Genomic DNA, 18,795 nt, shown 5'->3' with positions numbered 1-18,795 from the left:
TTTAGTGTTTATTAAATCTTTCAAATTTGATTCATTCATAATTCATAAAATAATATTACTTCAATTAGACAATATAGTGTCTTATCTAAGAATACTATTTCAAATACAAAAAGTCAATATATTGTCTAAAATAAAAATAAAACTTATATTTATTAAGAGGCACAATGAGTATGACATATATTAGAATAATTAGGATATTTAATATTACTGAAGTAAAGCTTTCAATATTAAAAATGATATAAAAATAGTGACTATCTTAATTATTAAAATTAATTATAGTCACCATTTTGTATAGTTTAATTAAATATTATTTTATATGTGAGTTTGATAGAATTTATTTTCATTAAATCTATTATTCTGGTTTATACATAATTTTCTTATTATTATCATATATTACCAAAGAATTTGATTTTACAATTTCATTTTCATATTTAACATCTTTTTCAGAGAAATTAGCTACTACTTTTAAATCATCTCCATATTTAGTCATTTGAACTAATCTATCATCAGAAATAAACTTAAAGTCTGTCATTTCTCTTTTAATAGCCTTTTTATTGAACTCTGACCATACTTTATCATGAGAAATTATTTCACCTTTATGTTTTTCCCATTCAGTTCTATCTATATAATACATAGGTGGTGTATTATATAATACTTCTTTCATCATTCTACTTCCAACTTCATCCTTAATTTTGAAAGTTCCCCATAGCCATTGATGAGAAGATACAACAGAATCATTATAAACTAATCTAAATAAAGGTAAAGAATAAGTTGGGTCTATAAATATTTTTTTATATTTTTCTTTTACAGGTATCTGCTTTGAAAAGACTTCTGGCACTCCTCCTGTTGGAGAATAGTATCTACCAACATAATATTCACTTTCTTTGTTCTTACTCATATCTTTATCTACCCAAGCAAACGCTGGTGTTTCAAGCCCATGTGCAAATGCTATAGTGCTACTTGCAAAGTCATTTCCTCCTTCTGAACCTATAACCATATTTGCATTATCTCTTATATATGACATTCTTTCAAGTCTAGCTTTTAAATCTTGTGACTGTGTTGTTATATGATTTGGAGAATAATCATCAAAAATTTCTCCTGTAGCATCACAGTCTATAAACCAAGAATTAAATTCATACCCCTCATTCAATATACTTTTTACTCTCTCTTTTACACTTGGTAAAGATAATGTAGGATTTAGTTGTCTTCCTTCTCCTTGAAATCCAGATTCTTTTTCACCTTTTTTATTTTCTATAGTAGCATTTTCATATAGTGACTTATCTTTAAATGATGCTGTACTCCATTTTTCTTCCCCTGGCTTGTGTATAGAATGATATGAATCATATGGTCCTACAAGATAACCTAAATCATTAGCTCTTTTGACTATTTCTGGTGATACATAACCTTCTTCCATATCATCAAACCCTATCCAAGCATTATCAATACCAGATTTATTCATATCATTAATTACATCAATTGTATTATATCTTGCCCATGTATCAATTTTATTCACACTATTCCCCAATTTTAACTTTAATAACTTTTTGTTAAACTCTATAAGTTCTACTCTATTTAATTTAGATATTCCTTTATCTAGTACTTTTTTTATTTCTTTATCATTACTATCAAAAACCTTACTATTATAAAAAGTATTTAGTTGCATAACTTGATTAAAGGCTTGAACTATTTGATTTTTTTGATATTTATCTATATAATCTTGGGTTTTTATTTGATTAAGTACAGTTATAAATTCACTATTATCAGGTTTTTTACTTAGGAGTTCTTTCATCCAATTAATTAAATCATCTGATAAATTTTCCTTTAATTTGTCCCATTTAATATCACCTACTGTTATTATAGATTTGTCTGCAAAATAAATCTGAGGAGCTCCATAAAGCTTTTCAATGTTTTTATTATCCTTAGATTTTTCTTCTAATGTTTTAAACTCACCTTTATCAACTATATAATTTTTATAGGTTTTTGCCACATCTGTAATATTTTTATCAGTCAAATATATTTTAAATCCATACTCTTTATTTTTATTTATACTTGGATATTCATGTGTAAATGTAAAATTAATTTTATCTTTAGAATTAAATTTAATCTCATTATTAAATTCATTTTCAATAATATAAAGCACAGAATACTTTGTCTTATTTACTGCAAAAAACTGCATCGAAAAGGATTCTATGACATTGTAAGCTGATTCATTTAAATGCTCTTTCCAGTATTTATCATCACTTGGTATAAATTTACCTTCATAAAGTGGTAACACATAACTTTCGCCTTCAATTCTTGGCCAATTAAAACTAGCTTCTTTTTCTGAATTAGATTTAATATCTACATCTAAATAGCTTTCCTCTTTTTTTATATTTATGTCTATGTTTTCATCAGGATATGTCCATGATGTCTCTGTTTTTGTCTGTTTAAAATTTGATACTTTCCTTTCTTTTAATGGTTCAGATATCTTTTCCTTTAAACCATTAGATTCTACTGATACCTCAAAAGTTTCTGGTTTTACTTCAAAATTAAAGTCCAGATTTTTGACATTATACATAGATGATGTGTCATTAATAACCTCACTACTACTACATCCAGTGATAGTAGTTGCAATAATCATACAACTTGTAAATACCGAGAATATTTTTTTCATAAAATCCACCTCCTCGATAAATATATCACCCTTATGTTACACCAAAGTTACAATTTACTTTGAATTTCACTATCTATTAATTGAAGATTATATTGTTGAATTAATTCTATTAGACGTTCTGCATATATGTTACTTCCACTTTCATCTTTTGCAGTGCTATAACCTGCTTTTTCTAATGCTTTAGCTTGATAGATATATGTTTTTGCATCAAATACACCATTGGCTTTATATCTTTTATTTGTAGCTAAAAATTCTGCATGGTCTTTTATAGATTCACTTTTATCATCATATATTCTAAATTTATCATCTATAATTGTATCTAAATGTTCTTTTGTTTCTAAAGTAACTGATTTTCCTCTCCAATAGGCATCAGCCTTTATACCAAATAAGTTATTATACTCTTTTGCTAAACTTGATTTACCCCAACTAGACTCAATTATTGCTTGTGCAATGGTTATAGATGGCAATATTTTATAATTTTTATAGTTTTGTATAGCAGATGTTTCAATCTCATTAATAAATTTCATATATTGTGTATCAGATTTTAATCTTTCTGGCTTTATTCCATAATCTTTAAGGTCCTCTATATAATCATTAACCAATCTTTTTTGTTTATTATTAAATTTCAACTCATCTAAAACACTACTTAAATTTTCTACTTTATTATTTTTAGAAAAATCTTTAACAAATAAATCTGATACTTCTTTTATTTGTGAATCATTAACTTTTTCTAACTTATTTTTATTTAATACAGCAATGATAGAAGCCACATACTTCCAATTAACTTGTGCATTATTTTCACTTGCTAAATCAGCATATTCTATATACTTACTAACATCTATATCAGCCTTATTTATCTCTTTAATTGAATATTCTTTTACTAACACACCTATTCCAACTATTATTATCAGTATTGCTATAATGAACTTCTTATTCTTCATAAATTATTTCCTCCCTTATATTCTCTACAGAATACAATATACCCTACTTTTGTTACATATTCTTTACGAAATTATGAAGATTTTATGAAGATTTATGTAATATATTTAATTTAAAGCACGATTATTGTTATAATATATAGGTTTGCATTAAATAAAAAATAGTTAAAATAAATTTAAAATTAGATAAATTTATTTTAACTATTTATACACTAAGACATTATTTTAATTTACTTCTATTAATTTCTATAGATTTTTCTAATACATACTCTTCTCCATATACAATAATTTTTATTGGTTTTCCCTTTAAATTTTCTATCTTAATTAAATTACTACATACATCAACATGGATATTATTATATCTATAATTTATATTGAAAGAATAATTATTCCATTCTTGAGGTAACTTAGGCTCAAAAGATAGTGTTTCATTCCATGTTCTCATCCCTGCAAATCCATGTATAATAGAAAGCCATGAGCCAGACATTGAAGTTATATGAAGACCATCATTAGTATCATTATTATAATTATCTAAATCAAGCCTAGCTGTTCTTGAGTATAATTCATAAGCTTTTTTTAAGTCATCTACTTCAGAAGCAATAATAGAATAAACACTAGAAGATAAAGAAGACTCATGTACAGTATATTTTTCATAAAAATCAAAGTTTCTCTTTTTCTCTTCTTTAGTAAACATATTCCCAAAATAATAAATTCCTTGTAACACATCTGCTTGTTTTATAAAACATGACCTAAGAATCTTGTCCCAAGACCATTTTTGATTAAGAGGAAGATTCTCTTTTGGCAAATCCTTTACCTCTATAAATTCCTTATCTAAAAAATTATCATTTTGAACTATTATTTGTAATTCTTCATCATATGGCAAATACATTTTATTTGATATTATTTTCCAGTCCTCAATTTCCTCTTTACTTACATTATTTCTTTTAATACATTCACTGTACTCTTTTTCTAATTTTAAGATGTTTTCTACAGCATATTCTAAACACCACTTAGCTATATAATTAGTATACCAATTATTATTGATGTTACTTTCGTATTCATTTGGGCCTGTAACTCCGTGTATCATATATAAATCTTTTCTTGTAGATAAATGTACCCTACTAGCCCAAAATCTAGCTACTTCTACTATTACATCTATGCCCTTTTCTTTTATATATCCAAAATCACCTGTATAATTTGTATAATTATATATTGCATATACTATACTTCCATTGCGATGAATCTCTTCAAATGTTATCTCCCATTCATTATGACATTCCACTCCATCGAAAGTAACCATTGGGTATAGTGCTCCCTTAAGTCCAAGTTTTTTGGCATTATCTTTTGCTTGCTTTAGCTGATTGTATCTATATACTAAAAGATTTCTTGCTACACTCTTATCTGCTACACCTAAATAGACTGGAAGACAATATGCTTCTGTATCCCAATAAGTAGCACCTCCATATTTTTCACCAGTAAAACCTTTTGGCCCTATATTTAATCTTGAATCTTCTCCATAATAAGTCGAGAATAATTGAAATAGATTATATCTTATACCTTGTTGACTACTCTTATCTCCTTCTATCTTTATATCTGCACTTTCCCATCTTTTATTCCACAATTTTGTATGTTCATTTAAAATTTCTTCATACTCTTTAGATATTTCTATATTTAAGATATCATCACATTTCTTTAATAACTCATTTTCACTATAATCTCTAGTGGAAGTTATTGTTACATATTTTTCTATTCCAATAGTTTCGTTTTCTAAAACATCCATTGTTATTGAATTTTCACAGTAATTATCAGTACTTAAATAAGATATATCATCTACTTTACCTCTTGCTTTAATATGCATCGTTGCACCTACTGTAAATATGGGTGTCTTAAATGTATTTTCTTTTGTACGTGAAAGTATATTTCCTCTATATTCTGAGGAACTTGAAGAAACTGCATTCCAAAATTCTTCTTCGTAATTTGAATCTTCGTTTTTTATATTTGAATCTAAGTATGGAATAAATTTTATTTTAGCACTAGAATTCAAAGCTTTTATATCATACTTTATTACAGCTAATTCCTTAACTGATACGCTTAAAAATCTTGTTATATTAGCTTCAAATTTTTTACCATTAATATTCACAGTAAATTTACGTTTTAAAATACCATTTTTCATATCTAATTCTCTATAAAAATTTTCAACATTACATTTTTCAAGGTCTAACTCTACCCCATCTATGAAAATTCTTATCCCTATATAGTTAACTGAGTTAGGAATTTTACCAAAGTATTCTGGGTATCCATTTTTCCACCATCCAACACGAGTTTTATCAGGAAACCATACTCCAGCTATATAAGAACCTCTATGGCTATCTCCACTATATCTTTCCTCATAGTTTCCTCTCATACCCATATAACCATTGCCTATACTCATTATAGACTCTGCTAATCTATTTTCTTTAATTTCAATCTTGTCTTGTATAACTTTCCACTCATTTATATTATCAAACAAACATTTCATATAATGCTCCTAACTATATACTTATTATACTCACTTAATATATACTTAAAATTTAACTGACTTGTTGAATTTACAAGTAAATTTGCTTTTTTTAGATTTTTATAATCTCCAACTCCAACAGAAAACATATTGGCTGAGTTTATAGCATCAATACCTGCACTTGCATCTTCTATTCCTATACAATTTTTAGGATTTACACCAAGTCCCTTTGCTGACATAAGAAATATATCTGGATATGGTTTGGTGTTCCTACATTTTGACGCATCTGCTATAAAATCAAACTTATCACTTATGCCTAGATGTTTTAATACATTTGTAGCATTCTTGCTTGCAGAAGACAACCCTATCTTTACATCATTAGATTTTATATCATCAAGTAAATTTTTTATACCTGGCAAAATATCATTTGAAGTTATTTTGTTTATTAAAGATACATAATAGTTATTTTTGTCTTCTGCCATTTTCATTTTTTCTTCTTCTGAAAATAAATCTTTTTTATATCCATATTCTAATATTTTATTTAATGACTCCATTCTACCTATACCCTTTAAAGACTCATTAAATTCTATATCTATATCTATGCCAATGTCATCAGCTAGTTTTTTCCAAGCTAAATAATGATAATATGCTGTGTCTGTAATCACTCCATCTAAATCAAATATAAATGCTTCTAGCATTCTTGTACCCCTTTCTCTATAAGGATTTTTTAGACTAATAATTAATTTATTTTGTGTCTATACCTTATATTTAAGATATTCTCTATAGAACTATTTAATCCAATTCACTCTTTAATTCAAAATCAACTTCTATTTCACTCTCTTGCACACCATATTTTTTTATCATTTTAGAAAAATTTGACCACATTTTTCCAGAAAAAGCATTTAAATAATTTATATTACAAATAAATTTGCCATCTTCAATCTCTTTCTTATATAGTTGTGGACCCACTATATATACAGGAAACATAGCCCATGCTTTTTTTCCTCTGTATTTTTTTATAACTTTTGTATAGTTGCCATTCTTCATAATACATACTAAAAATACACATACAAATATTTTTTCTTCAACATCTATACCAAAAGAAAAGGATATATCTTTTCCAAACTCCTTTTCTATTTTACACAAATCCTCTTTAACCTGTTTTTCAAGTTTTCTTGAAGCTTCATTGCAAAATTTTTTAATCTCACTAGATGGAATTGGAATCCAAAGTGGCATATCTGATATATAGTCTATACTTTTATCATCAAATGGCAACTCTCTTCGCTTCATTTCTGCTATAGCAGACATATAACTTTTATCCGATACAAAAAAAGTTGCAGTTTTATTATTATCCACATATATATTAACTGGACATTCCTGTTTCTTATTATTTATTGAAATTCTAGTAATATCATTATATGAATACTCTTTTTCACTCCCTATACATTTACGAACTTTAATATTATATAAATCAAAAATAATATACTTTCTTGTATATTTGAGAATTGAAATTAATCCATACATTGTAAGTACAAGAGTAATTAATAATATATAATACTGTTTAATATATACACAAAATACAATTAATACAATCCCAATTGATAAAAATATTAAACCTAAAATTAGATTCACGATACTAGATTTTACTGTAACTATATATTCTTCATAGTCATTCATGTTTTCTCTTCCCTCTACTTATTCAGTAATTATACATCTTTACTTAACTACAAAATAATTAAAAATTTCAATATTAATTTTTATTCAAATAAAAACTTTACTTAACAAGTTTTACTGCAAATAATTTGTATATAAAATTATACTGAATTCACTTATTATAATTAATGATACTTTGTTTAAATAATATAAAAAGTTATAGTATAATCTAACAAACACATGGTTATATTATTTTAAAATAATAAACTTGTATTTTTTTAATGTTATTTCTTCCTTTAAATCAACTATTTTTTCTTCATATAAATCTTTTACTTTTCTATTTACCAAATAATCTGGTAATCTTAAGGTTAAATCTTTGGATGAATTATTTATTATTATTGTAATAGATTCTTTCCTTAATATAATTGTTCCATTTTCTTTATCTGCTAGTATCCATTCATTTGATACAGTTCTAAGTTCTCTATTTGATTTACGAAGTCTAATAATCTTCTTCATAAAATCAAGTATATCTTTATTCCACTTTCCTTCATTCCATTCCATACATTTTCTTTGTCCTTCAGATACTGGACTTAGTTCTCCTTGCATTCCTATTTCATCACCATAGTATATACACGGACCTCCTGATTGTATAAACATAAACAAATATGCAAGTTTAAATTTATCCACATTTCCATCAGCATAGCTCAATATTCTAGTAGTATCATGACTTCCAAGTAAATTAAAAATAACTTCATTAACTTGCATTGGATAGCTTACTATTACATCATTTATCATGTATTTAAATTCTTCAGCATTTATCTCATTTGTACAAAAAAATTGTTTCATAGCTTCTGACATTAAATAATTCATAACTGAGTCAAATTGGTCTCCCATCAACCATGGTAAACTTCCATGCCAAATTTCTCCTAATATATATATATCAGGTTTTATTCTTTTAATCTCTTGTCTGAATTTTCGCCAGAAAACATGATCTACTTCATTTGATACATCCAATCTCCATGCATCTATATCAAATTCTTGTATCCAATACCTCCCTACACGCAATAAATATTCTATTACTTCTGAATTTTCTGTGTTAAGTTTTGGCATGTATTTTTCACACCCAAAAGTTTCATAAGGTATGTTTTTTTCATCTATTTCTTCTATTGGAGTATCAACTTTACTTATATCTTTTATATAAAACCAATCTTTATATCTCGAATTATTCTTATTTTTAACTACATCTTGCCACTGCTTAGAATAATATCCTATATGATTAAATACAGCATCCAACATTATTTTTATATTTCTTTTATGGGCTTCTTCTATTAGTTTTTTCAAAGTAGATTTATCACCTAAGGTAGGGTCTATTTCCATGTAGTCCATCGTATCATATCTATGATTAGTTTTTCCAACTGTAATAGGACAAAAATAAATTCCATTTATCCCTAAATCGCTCAAATAATCTAGGTGGTCTATTACACCTTGTAAATCTCCACCTGTAAAATTATCTCTTGTTGGAATAGCGCCCCATATATCTACTCCTTCTGGATTTATAGATGGATTTCCATTTGCAAATCTATCAGGAAATATCTGATACCAAATAGTTTCCTTTACCCAATCTGGAACTTTAGGTATATCTATATAATTCAAATATGGATATCCAAAAAAATTACTTATTTCGCATAACTCTTTTTCATCATTTTCGTTTCCTAATTTTATTATCTTTTTCTCTGTAAATAAAATTTTTTCTTCTTGACCTTCTATTATAAATCCATATCTCGAACGTTTATTTAAAGGCTTACACTCAGCTATCCAATAATCAAATAATTCTGTTTCTACTTCTTTGTTCATTGTTATATTTGTTCCACCAGACCAACCAAGTCCAGATGCATTTAGATTCCCTCCTCCTGCACCTCCTTTGTCCCATACATATTGGTCTCCTATCCTTAAGGTCACTTTTTTTGCCTCATTTTTTTTGGTTCTAATTCTTATATGTAATGTTTCTCTATCATAGCCATAAGCATAGTTGCTCATTGGTATATGTAGTATAGCCTCTTTTGTTAAAGTTTGTTGAGTTGATTCTGTGATTTGATTGCTTAAGGTTATATTTTCTTTATTTTTATTAGACAACTTTATCCCTTCTTTCTAATAATTTGCATGATTTAAAGATAGGTTAATGTATTTAACTATTATATCATAATAAAAAGATATAATAGTTAAATATAATAGTAATAGTTTTCTAATTTGAGACAATCATTTTTCTTAAACTTAAACTCTTCTCTATTATCATTTTTTACAAAATAAAAACCTCTAGTATTTTCCTAGAGGATACAATATTCTGCTATTAATTTTTATACTAACTTTCAAATTATTTAAAAAGACTCTATATGCCATATTAGTTCTTTATGCTATATTATTAGATTTAACTTTTTCTATGTTTAAAAAATAAGTTTCTCTTTCTTTAAATAATGATACATATTTAAAATCAAGATATTTAAGCATATCGTAAGCCACATCAAAATCTTTGCAGATATCTTCTACTCTATGAGAGTCAGAACCTACAGTAACTATAAAACCACCAAGTTCTCTATATCTTTTTAAGATATCTTCATTTGGATGTATGGCATTTAATCCATATCTATAACCAGATGTATTTAACTCTATTCCACTTCCATTATTAATTATTGACTTTAAAACTTCATCAATAATATCTTTAAAATCATTATATATTACTCTGTTATCTGAATATATCCCATATCTAGATATATAATCTAAATGTCCATATATATTATAATCTTTAAACTCATGATTAGTTTCAAGTATGCTATTAAAATATTTATAGTACGCATCTTCTTTGCTAAGTCCTTCAAAGTATTTTTTTGATGGAACAGGTACGTTATCAATTGTATGAGTTGAACACAATATAAAATCAAAAGGATGTGAACTTATTACATCTTTTATTTCATTTTTTAAATGTTTTCTATATCCTACTTCAACACCTAACAATAATTCTATATCCTTTTTATACTTTTCTTTTAGTGTATTAAACACTGGGACATAGTTGTTATAATCTATACAAAATCCCTTCCCTTCATCATGTTCTAAATGGTCTGTAAAAGTTAAATATCTAACACCTATACTTATAGCTTTTTTTATTGTATCTTCCATTGAATCCTTTCCATCACTTGAAAAATTAGTATGAATATGATTATCAATTAAATTCATATTATCCCTCCCTTTATTTTATCTATCTTAATTATACTACAGGTTTATTGTATACAATTGTTAAAAGAAAATGATAATAGTTAAATTTTATTTACAATACTTCCTCTTAAATAAATATTTTATTTTTACAATAAAAGAAGTGTCTATCTTTTGATTTAAAAAAATCAATGCAGACACTTCCTTAGTAATATATTTTGGTTAATTTATCTTTTAAAAATTTGCATTTTTTGACAAATTTTAGTGGTTATATATCCAATCATATAAAAAGCGGCATAAAGTAAAATATAGATATATGCTGAATCATTTAAAAACATATACATTAATATTATATAAGTTATTAAAGATACTACAAGTGATAAAATCCAGTTGGTTTTACTCAATACACAAACTATCCCTTGAATTAAAAAGGCAATTGGAAAAATTAAAATCATCCCTATTACAAAAATCCCTTTAGAATGAATATCTGGTATATTGAATATATCTGTAGCAAAAGTCAAAAACACCAATAACATTATGATTGTAGGAAATATAATACTAAAAACATTACTCTTTTTCATAATAAATTTTCCTTATTTGTAATTTTGAATTGGTTATTTAATGAAACTCATTAAATATAACCATTAAATTAATAATTTAATTACTTTATCGCCTCAATTTCTCCCATCATTCTAACTAAGTCTTGTCCATATTGACCACCAGCCCAATTATTAGAAAGACTTTCAACTGTTTTAGCTTTCCCAAACAAAGATTTTTCATGTCTAGGGTCTACTGGATTTGAAAGTGGATAACCCTGTTGTCCTGCATATAGACATAAATGTTGAATTTGAGCTAGTATTCCCTCTTCCCAAGTATCAAATTTTGAGTGTGCATTTTTGTCAGTATCAGAACCACCAACAGAAGTCTTAAGTCCACAAGGATTTTTAAAAGATGCATCTAATACTCCACCAAAATTACAGAAACCAGTTTCTTTTGCTGATTGAGCTACAGCTAAAACAGGATTTACACCTTCTTGAACAGCTGTATCATACAGTATTGGTATTAATTCTATAAATAAATCATTGGCTTTTTTAGATTTTGCCCATTTTAAACAAGCTTCTAAGCTAGCTGTTGGTTCACCTAATATACTTGTCTCATCTTTCATAGGTGAATCCCCTTTTGTAGACGAATCACCATTATTCTGTGCAGCAGAAACACACTTATTATATACACTATCGCTTATTGAGCCTAATCTAGTAATCTTATCTGCTCCTGCTAGTATGGATTTATCACTATCTTCTGATACTAATACAATTGGATTATCTTTAGCAATTGTAGAACCTGTAAGAGCATTTACTAAATCATATCCATCACTTAAATAAAATTCTGATGAATCTGGATAAAATTCTTTTATAACTTTTTTATTTGTATCATATCTATCTGAACCACCAAGTCTCTTAGAGTTAGTCTTGTTAACTAAACTCGTACTCATAGAAATACTTCCACCTACAGCATATGATTTTACATTACTTGTTGAAAAAGGAACACTTTTTCCATCTGTAAGTACTATAGGAGCTACATCTCTTACTGAGACAGGTGCAGCACTTATAGTATCAGCCTCTCCTTTATATGCATTAGTTAATATAACTTCATCAACTTTTTTAATGCTACTTACTTCTTTGGCAACACTATAACTAGTCTTTATTCTATCATCTCCACCTAATCTAGTTACTTGTGCTCCTGTATTTTTCAGTTCAGTTTCTACTGACTTACTTATTGATAACTCTTTACCTATTATGTATATCTTTTTTACATTTTTTAATCTTTGTTTTGTCTCATTTGGTATGTTACTTTTTTGAGCAAGTAAAATCGGAGCATCTACAGCACCAGCAAGACCACTTGCTGAAAGACCATCTGCTATAGAACTATCCATATTTACCACAATTGCTGTATCATAACTCGTTTTATCTGCTATTAATCCAGCCGTCTCGTATATGTTCTTACCTTTAATGGTATCTGATGTTAATGCACTTACATTAGGTGCGTTCATTAGAAATATAGCTAATGTTAAACCTAATGCTAAAACTCTTTTAATTGTTCTCATATTCTTCCCCCTTGATATATCAAGTTTAATCCAAAAATGACTATAACATAGTAATACATCTACGCTATAGTCATTTATTATAATTTAATAATTATATGTTTCTTATTATATCATAAATTACAAAAAGTTTCCATAATATTAGATAGATTAGAGAAAAAATTTACATTTTAGTTACAATTTTCCATTTTTTAATTCTAATGTATACATATTTGGTAACAATTTGTAATAAAAGATAGTAAATACACTTTGTATTCATTTTAATATTATACAATAATGAAATTTATTGCATATAAAAACTTAATAAAAATTATATAAGACTTTCACTATTGAATAAACATATTATAAAAAGCAATAAAAGATATCTTTTATTGCTTTATTTGAATAAACGAAATATAATGTATTGCGTAGGAGATAAGAACCAAGGAGTCAAAAAAATGATTTCTCTTCTGCTCCTATCTTTAATACCTGTACTGACTGGTGGTACTGTAGCTCTTTTCAATAACAGCACAAAGACAATTTAGGATTTGTTTTTTTCAAAAATCATATTATCATTTATCATTTGCATGTTATTTGCTATTACACTGTTCTTTCTATTTATTGTACTAATTGTTATTTTACAGTTAATGAGAAAAATAACAATCAATATTTCACTGCTTCTTTCTTTAATGTTCGGTTTTGCTCTTGAAACCCTTATTGTTGTATTTGTAACTACATGTGCAGGAACAATTGTAATAAATTTAAGCAGAAATATTATAGTAACAAGTGTAGTAGGTATGACTAATCCTTCATCATGATATTAAAATAGAAAATTTTAGATATGAAAAAGTTAAGAAAGGGCACAAAAATATAGCATTTAAGTGGATGACTATTATTCTAATTGATTATATAAAATGACTTTCCCATTTTAGAAATAGGAATAATTATTTTTTCAAAATAACCTAAAAAATAAGCTTCTAATAACTTAAAAATCTGGAATCTAACTTCTTCTATTAATCTCGTCTGTTATTAATGATTTAGAAATATACATTGCTTTTATTATATTTCTAAATCGTTTGTAATTAGTAGTACCCTCTGCAAATTTTGACTGTGCTTTTTCACATTTGCCTATACTTGAAGATACAGGTCGTAGTGCTTCTATTAATTCTTCTTTTGTATATTTATCAATTATATTTTCATCTGTTATTAATGATTTTGAAATATACATTGCTTTTATCCTATTCTTAAGGAGTGAGTGTTGAGAAGTCCCTTCCATAAACTTTAGTTGTGCTTTTTCACATCTTACGATAACTGAAGATACAACTCTTAGTGTTTGTATCAATTCTTCTTTTGTATATTTATCTATAAGTATTTCACCTCAAATCCTAATTTATTATTGTATACCTTAACTTACTCTAATATTTTTTCATACTATTATAACATATTTTTAGTGCTATTCTAATATATAATGTGATATATTCTAATTAATGGTATTTTCGAACTTAATCAAATGTTATTCTATTATAAGGTCATAGTATATATATGAAAATACATAAAAATACTTAACTTTTTTAAGGAGATCTACGATGAGCAACAAACAAGGTTCTAACATAAAAGATGTAAAAATTAAAAATAAGTTAATAATACTGAAACTACTTTCTACAAATACTCCTATGTCTAGAGTTGATTTAGCTAAATCTACAGGTCTTACTAAAATGACTTTATCAAACCTAGTCACTGAACTTATTAATGAAAATATGATTAGAGAGATAGAATCATCAACTTTAAATGCACATTCATCAGGTCGTAAACCTATTTTATTAGATATTTCTAATATCTCTCCTTGTGTTTGTGGCATTTTGATAAGAAGAAATATTTGTAAGGTAATCATTGCAGATTTAAAAGGTAATATTGTCAAACAACTTTTTGAGACTTACCCTAAATATCTGTCAAATGACGTTTTAAAAGATATAATAAAACGAATGTTTTCTAAAATAATGAAAAATAACAAAAGAGATATAATTGGAATTGGGATTTCTTCAATAGGTCCTGTAGATAATATAAATGGTATAATATTAAATCCTCCAGACTTTGGAAACGTATCAAACCTAAACATAGTAAATTTTATAGGAGAAATATCTGATTTACCTATATTTTTGATAAATGATGCTAATGCAGGTGCTTTGGCTGAAAAAATGTATGGTCTAGGTAAAGATATTCCAAATTATATATATCTACATATAATGAATGGAATCGGAGCTGGTTTAGTATTAGAAAATAAACTTCACACTGGTAATTTAGGGCAAAGTGGTGAAATAGGGCATACATCTATTAATTTTAGTGGTCCAGTATGCAGTTGTGGCAATAATGGATGTCTAGACTATTATACAAGTGTGAGTAAGTTAATTAAAAGAATTGAATCGTTAAGTCATATTTATCCAGATTCTCCACTAATTAATTGTAAAGATTTTTCTCTAGTCAAGTTAATAGATGAAGCCAATAACAAGGATAATCTAGGTATGTTTTTACTTGATGAATTTTGTACATATATATCATATGCATTAGTAAATACACTTACCTTAATTGATTGTAGTTCTATAATAATAGGTTATGACTTTAATATTCCTGGTACATTTATAGAAAATACATTATTAAAGAAATTGACTGCTTCAGCAAGTTTTTCTAAATATAAAAAAATAAATGTAAGGCATTCAAATTTTGGAGCAAATGCACCACTAATTGGTTCTGTAGCCATAGTAAGCTATAATTTTTTTAATGGTAGTATAAGTTTTGATTAAATATGTAAAATATTAAAATATTTAATCACTTTTGTTGAATATTTTTCCATTTAATATTATTATATCTTATAAGAGCGTTTAAAATTTGGAGGTATAAAAATGATTTCAGCTAAAATGGAAAAATTACTTAATGAACAGATTAACCATGAATTATATTCTGCATATCTTTACCTTTCTATGTCTTCTTACCTTGAAGCAGAAGGACTTAAAGGATTTTCTAATTGGTTTTATGTTCAATATAAAGAAGAAACAGACCATGCTATGTATTTCTACAAATACTTACATAATGTAGGAGGAAATGTTCAGCTTGATGCTATACCAATGCCAGATGCAGACTTCACTTCTGCAATGGATGTTCTTGAGCGTACATTAGCTCATGAACAAAAAGTTACTGCTTTAATAAACAATCTAGCTGCTGTAGCAAACTCTGAAGCAGACTTTAGAACTTCTCAATTCTTACTTTGGTTTATATCTGAACAAGCAGAAGAAGAGACAACTTGCGAAGACAATATAAAACGTGTTAAACTTGCTGGAGAAGGTGGGTTATTCTTTGTGGACCAAGAATTTGCTACTCGTACATATTCAGCACCAACAAATCCACCTGTAACAATATAAAAATATTACCATTAAAATTTTTAGTATAATAGATAAGGTGTATTAAATGTGGGGTGACTGAAAATCACAATCTATAAATTAGTGTGATTTTCAGTCAGTACTTTAATTATGGTTGAATACCAAAACTTGTTAACTATTTATATTTAACTATTAAGGCGTCTACTACACATACACCTTTTCCTTTAGGATATACGAACACAGGATTTAAATCTATTTCCTTAACCTCATCCTTGTTTTCATAAGCATATTTACCTAATTTAACCATCATATCTGCAAGAGCATCAACATCACAAGGTTCACTACCTCTGTATCCATTTAAAAGCTTAAATGATTTCAACTTCTTAAGCATCATTATAGCTTCATCATGATTTATAGGCAAAGGATATAAAGTAGTATCTTTAAATACTTCTACAAATACTCCACCTAAACCAACCAATAACATTGGTCCAAACTGGTCATCATTAGTTATACCAATAATTATTTCTATTCCACTTTCAACCATTTCTTGAACCAATATACCATCAATCTTGGCATTTGGCTTTGCTTCTTTTACGTTAGTTAAAATCTCATTATATGCGTTTACTGCCTCTTCTCTATTATTAATTCCTACTTTGACTCCTCCAACATCAGACTTGTGTAATATCTCTGAAGAGTTTATTTTTAGGACAACAGGATAGTTTATATAATTTAAAATTTCATCCAATTCATCAATACTTTTTGCAATACCTTGACCTGGCACTGGTACTCCATATTTCTTCATTTCAATTTTACTGTCTAATTCCGATAAAGCTACTACATTATTTGAGTTTCTTTTCTTAACAGCTTCAAATTCTAAAGTTCTCTTTGAATAATCATAATCTACAAATTTAGCCATTTTATTGAAACAAGTAAATGTAGTCCCAACTGATGACATTATAGGTACTTGGCTGTTTTCTAACCTAGCCCTATAATTCAGATATCTATTTCCTTCAAGTGTAGGAACTGCAAATACAGGTTTCTTTAATCCCTGCTCTCTAGCTTCGCTTACAGCTTGACAAAGAGTCTCATGCATTTCATTTTCTTCATCTCTTATATTTGCACCTATCATAGTAAATCCAACACTATCATCTTTATCAAATGTGTGTAATAATCCTACTATCATATCTTTTTCATGGAATAATGCAGTCGTAGCATCCAATGGATTTTTAGGTGTTGCAAATCCTGGAAGATATTTTTTCATCTCTTCTTTAGTTTCAGCAGATATTTCTGCAAGTTCTACGCAATTTTCTTCTGCTAAATCTGCACAAATAGTATTTTCTCCGCCTGAGAAGTTTATTGCTGCAAAATTAGAATTTTTAGGTAAATTACCCTCTAAGACACTAAAAGCCTGAGCTAAACTCATAAATTGTTCTAAATTCTCTACAGAAATTACTCCATACTTTTCAAAAATACTTTCAAAAGCTTTACTTGAACCAGCTAAGTTTCCTGTATGGGAAGCAGCTGATATAGCTCCTTTTTCTGACCTTCCTGACTTCAATATTATTACTGGTTTTCTTTTTTGAGCTGCTTTTTTTAGTGCATTTATAAATTTTTGAGGATTTTTTAGTCCCTCAAGATAAATAGCTATTACTGATGCATAATTATCATCTACAAGAAAGTCTACTGCATCTTCTAGTGTAACTATATTTCCATTTCCTGTTGAAAAACCATAAGATATATTAAAATAATCACTTGAAACAATTTCTGCAGTTATAAATCCACTTTGCCCTACAATTCCTATCCCTGGTTTTTTAGTATCCAAATCCCACTTAGAACCACCAGCCCATAGATTAACTTTATCTATACAGTTTAGTAATCCCATACAGTTTGGACCTAATATTTTCATATCATATGTATTAGATATTTCTATAAGTTGATTTTCTAAATCTACTCCATCTTCTGTTCCTTCTTCTGCAAATCCACTAGCATATACCACTGCCGCCTTTGTTCCTAATTCTCCAGAATCCTTTAACACAGATGGAACTACATTTCTAGGTGTGCATACTACCACACAGTCTACAACTTCTGGAACTTCTTGTATTGTCTTATAACATTTTCTGCCAAATAACTCTTCTCTTTTTGGATTTACATAATATACTCTATCTGTATCTTTACTTTTTACTATGCTAAGTGCAGCACTTCTACCAAAACCAAGTTTATCAGTAACTCCTACTATAGCAATACTCTTTGGTCTAATAAGTTTTTCCAAACTCATAAATTCACTCTCCTATATGTTTATAGTTGTGATTTTAAGTGAATTCCATCTCAAGATAAAGCTTCTCTTGGCACTTAAAATCTGCTAAATCTTGAGATGAATCACTTAAGATAAGGGTAATTTA

13 protein-coding genes are annotated in these 18,795 nt (G+C 27.3%); 2 read left to right on the top strand and 11 right to left on the bottom strand.

The features are described 5' to 3' along the window. Positions 1 to 352 precede the first annotated feature (352 nt). The 10 genes from IC175_RS00275 to IC175_RS00230 form a co-directional block, all read right to left on the bottom strand. Positions 353 to 2,653, bottom strand: coding sequence for a glycoside hydrolase (locus IC175_RS00275; protein ID WP_227824036.1), 2,301 nt, complete (start codon positions 2,651 to 2,653; stop codon positions 353 to 355). A 47-nt stretch (positions 2,654 to 2,700) separates the two neighbouring features. Beyond that, positions 2,701 to 3,594, bottom strand: coding sequence for a glucosaminidase domain-containing protein (locus IC175_RS00270; protein ID WP_227482508.1), 894 nt, complete (start codon positions 3,592 to 3,594; stop codon positions 2,701 to 2,703). Positions 3,595 to 3,811: 217 nt separating this feature from the next. Further along, positions 3,812 to 6,109 carry a glycoside hydrolase family 65 protein gene (locus IC175_RS00265; protein WP_227835434.1) on the bottom strand — a complete coding sequence of 766 codons (2,298 nt, stop codon included), beginning with the start codon at positions 6,107 to 6,109 and terminating at the stop codon, positions 3,812 to 3,814. Then, positions 6,106 to 6,786: a beta-phosphoglucomutase gene (gene pgmB / locus IC175_RS00260; protein WP_227850966.1), complete on the bottom strand. Its 681-nt coding sequence runs from the start codon at positions 6,784 to 6,786 to the stop codon at positions 6,106 to 6,108. The genes IC175_RS00265 and pgmB overlap by 4 nt, the downstream gene beginning before the upstream one ends. 94 nt (positions 6,787 to 6,880) lie before the next feature. Next, positions 6,881 to 7,765 (bottom strand): hypothetical protein, encoded by an 885-nt coding sequence (locus IC175_RS00255; RefSeq protein ID WP_227850965.1) that lies wholly within the window; start codon positions 7,763 to 7,765, stop codon positions 6,881 to 6,883. A 225-nt stretch (positions 7,766 to 7,990) separates the two neighbouring features. Then, on the bottom strand, positions 7,991 to 9,874 hold the full coding sequence (locus tag IC175_RS00250; protein ID WP_227824041.1) for a glycoside hydrolase family 13 protein: 1,884 nt from the start codon (positions 9,872 to 9,874) through the stop codon (positions 7,991 to 7,993). Between the two features lie 273 nt (positions 9,875 to 10,147). Beyond that, a complete protein-coding gene (locus IC175_RS00245; RefSeq protein WP_227434851.1) occupies positions 10,148 to 10,969 on the bottom strand; it encodes a histidinol-phosphatase HisJ family protein in 822 nt (273 codons plus the stop codon). 203 nt (positions 10,970 to 11,172) lie between these two features. Then, positions 11,173 to 11,526 carry a hypothetical protein gene (locus IC175_RS00240; RefSeq protein ID WP_227434853.1) on the bottom strand — a complete coding sequence of 118 codons (354 nt, stop codon included), beginning with the start codon at positions 11,524 to 11,526 and terminating at the stop codon, positions 11,173 to 11,175. Between the two features lie 80 nt (positions 11,527 to 11,606). Continuing rightward, positions 11,607 to 13,049 (bottom strand): cell wall-binding repeat-containing protein, encoded by a 1,443-nt coding sequence (locus IC175_RS00235; RefSeq protein ID WP_227434856.1) that lies wholly within the window; start codon positions 13,047 to 13,049, stop codon positions 11,607 to 11,609. Between the two features lie 976 nt (positions 13,050 to 14,025). Further along, positions 14,026 to 14,367: a hypothetical protein gene (locus tag IC175_RS00230; RefSeq protein WP_255612860.1), complete on the bottom strand. Its 342-nt coding sequence runs from the start codon at positions 14,365 to 14,367 to the stop codon at positions 14,026 to 14,028. A 244-nt stretch (positions 14,368 to 14,611) separates the two neighbouring features. Between IC175_RS00230 and IC175_RS00225 the strand changes: the two genes are divergently transcribed. After that, positions 14,612 to 15,823, top strand: coding sequence for an ROK family transcriptional regulator (locus tag IC175_RS00225; RefSeq protein ID WP_227434857.1), 1,212 nt, complete (start codon positions 14,612 to 14,614; stop codon positions 15,821 to 15,823). Between the two features lie 99 nt (positions 15,824 to 15,922). Further along, a complete protein-coding gene (locus IC175_RS00220; RefSeq protein WP_227850964.1) occupies positions 15,923 to 16,438 on the top strand; it encodes a ferritin in 516 nt (171 codons plus the stop codon). Positions 16,439 to 16,571: 133 nt separating this feature from the next. On the opposite strand, the gene IC175_RS00215 is transcribed toward IC175_RS00220, so the two are convergent. Then, positions 16,572 to 18,671: an acetate--CoA ligase family protein gene (locus IC175_RS00215; RefSeq protein ID WP_227482505.1), complete on the bottom strand. Its 2,100-nt coding sequence runs from the start codon at positions 18,669 to 18,671 to the stop codon at positions 16,572 to 16,574. Positions 18,672 to 18,795 lie beyond the last annotated feature (124 nt).

Source organism: Clostridioides sp. ES-S-0123-01 (assembly GCF_020658415.1).
Classification (GTDB): Bacteria; Bacillota; Clostridia; order Peptostreptococcales; family Peptostreptococcaceae; genus Clostridioides.
Note: the sequence above shows the minus strand (reverse complement) of the source record. Positions and strands in the feature narration are given on the sequence as shown.

Bases quoted from the DNA above. Each gene is read 5' to 3' on its own strand.
- IC175_RS00275 (WP_227824036.1), bottom strand. From the start codon at position 2,653: ATGAAAAAAATATTCTCGGTATTTACAAGTTGTATGATTATTGCAACT.
- IC175_RS00270 (WP_227482508.1), bottom strand. From the start codon at position 3,594: ATGAAGAATAAGAAGTTCATTATAGCAATACTGATAATAATAGTTGGA.
- IC175_RS00265 (WP_227835434.1), bottom strand. From the start codon at position 6,109: ATGAAATGTTTGTTTGATAATATAAATGAGTGGAAAGTTATACAAGAC.
- pgmB (WP_227850966.1), bottom strand. From the start codon at position 6,786: ATGCTAGAAGCATTTATATTTGATTTAGATGGAGTGATTACAGACACA.
- IC175_RS00255 (WP_227850965.1), bottom strand. From the start codon at position 7,765: ATGAATGACTATGAAGAATATATAGTTACAGTAAAATCTAGTATCGTG.
- IC175_RS00245 (WP_227434851.1), bottom strand. From the start codon at position 10,969: ATGAATTTAATTGATAATCATATTCATACTAATTTTTCAAGTGATGGA.
- IC175_RS00240 (WP_227434853.1), bottom strand. From the start codon at position 11,526: ATGAAAAAGAGTAATGTTTTTAGTATTATATTTCCTACAATCATAATG.
- IC175_RS00235 (WP_227434856.1), bottom strand. From the start codon at position 13,049: ATGAGAACAATTAAAAGAGTTTTAGCATTAGGTTTAACATTAGCTATA.
- IC175_RS00225 (WP_227434857.1), top strand. From the start codon at position 14,612: ATGAGCAACAAACAAGGTTCTAACATAAAAGATGTAAAAATTAAAAAT.
- IC175_RS00220 (WP_227850964.1), top strand. From the start codon at position 15,923: ATGATTTCAGCTAAAATGGAAAAATTACTTAATGAACAGATTAACCAT.
- IC175_RS00215 (WP_227482505.1), bottom strand. From the start codon at position 18,671: ATGAGTTTGGAAAAACTTATTAGACCAAAGAGTATTGCTATAGTAGGA.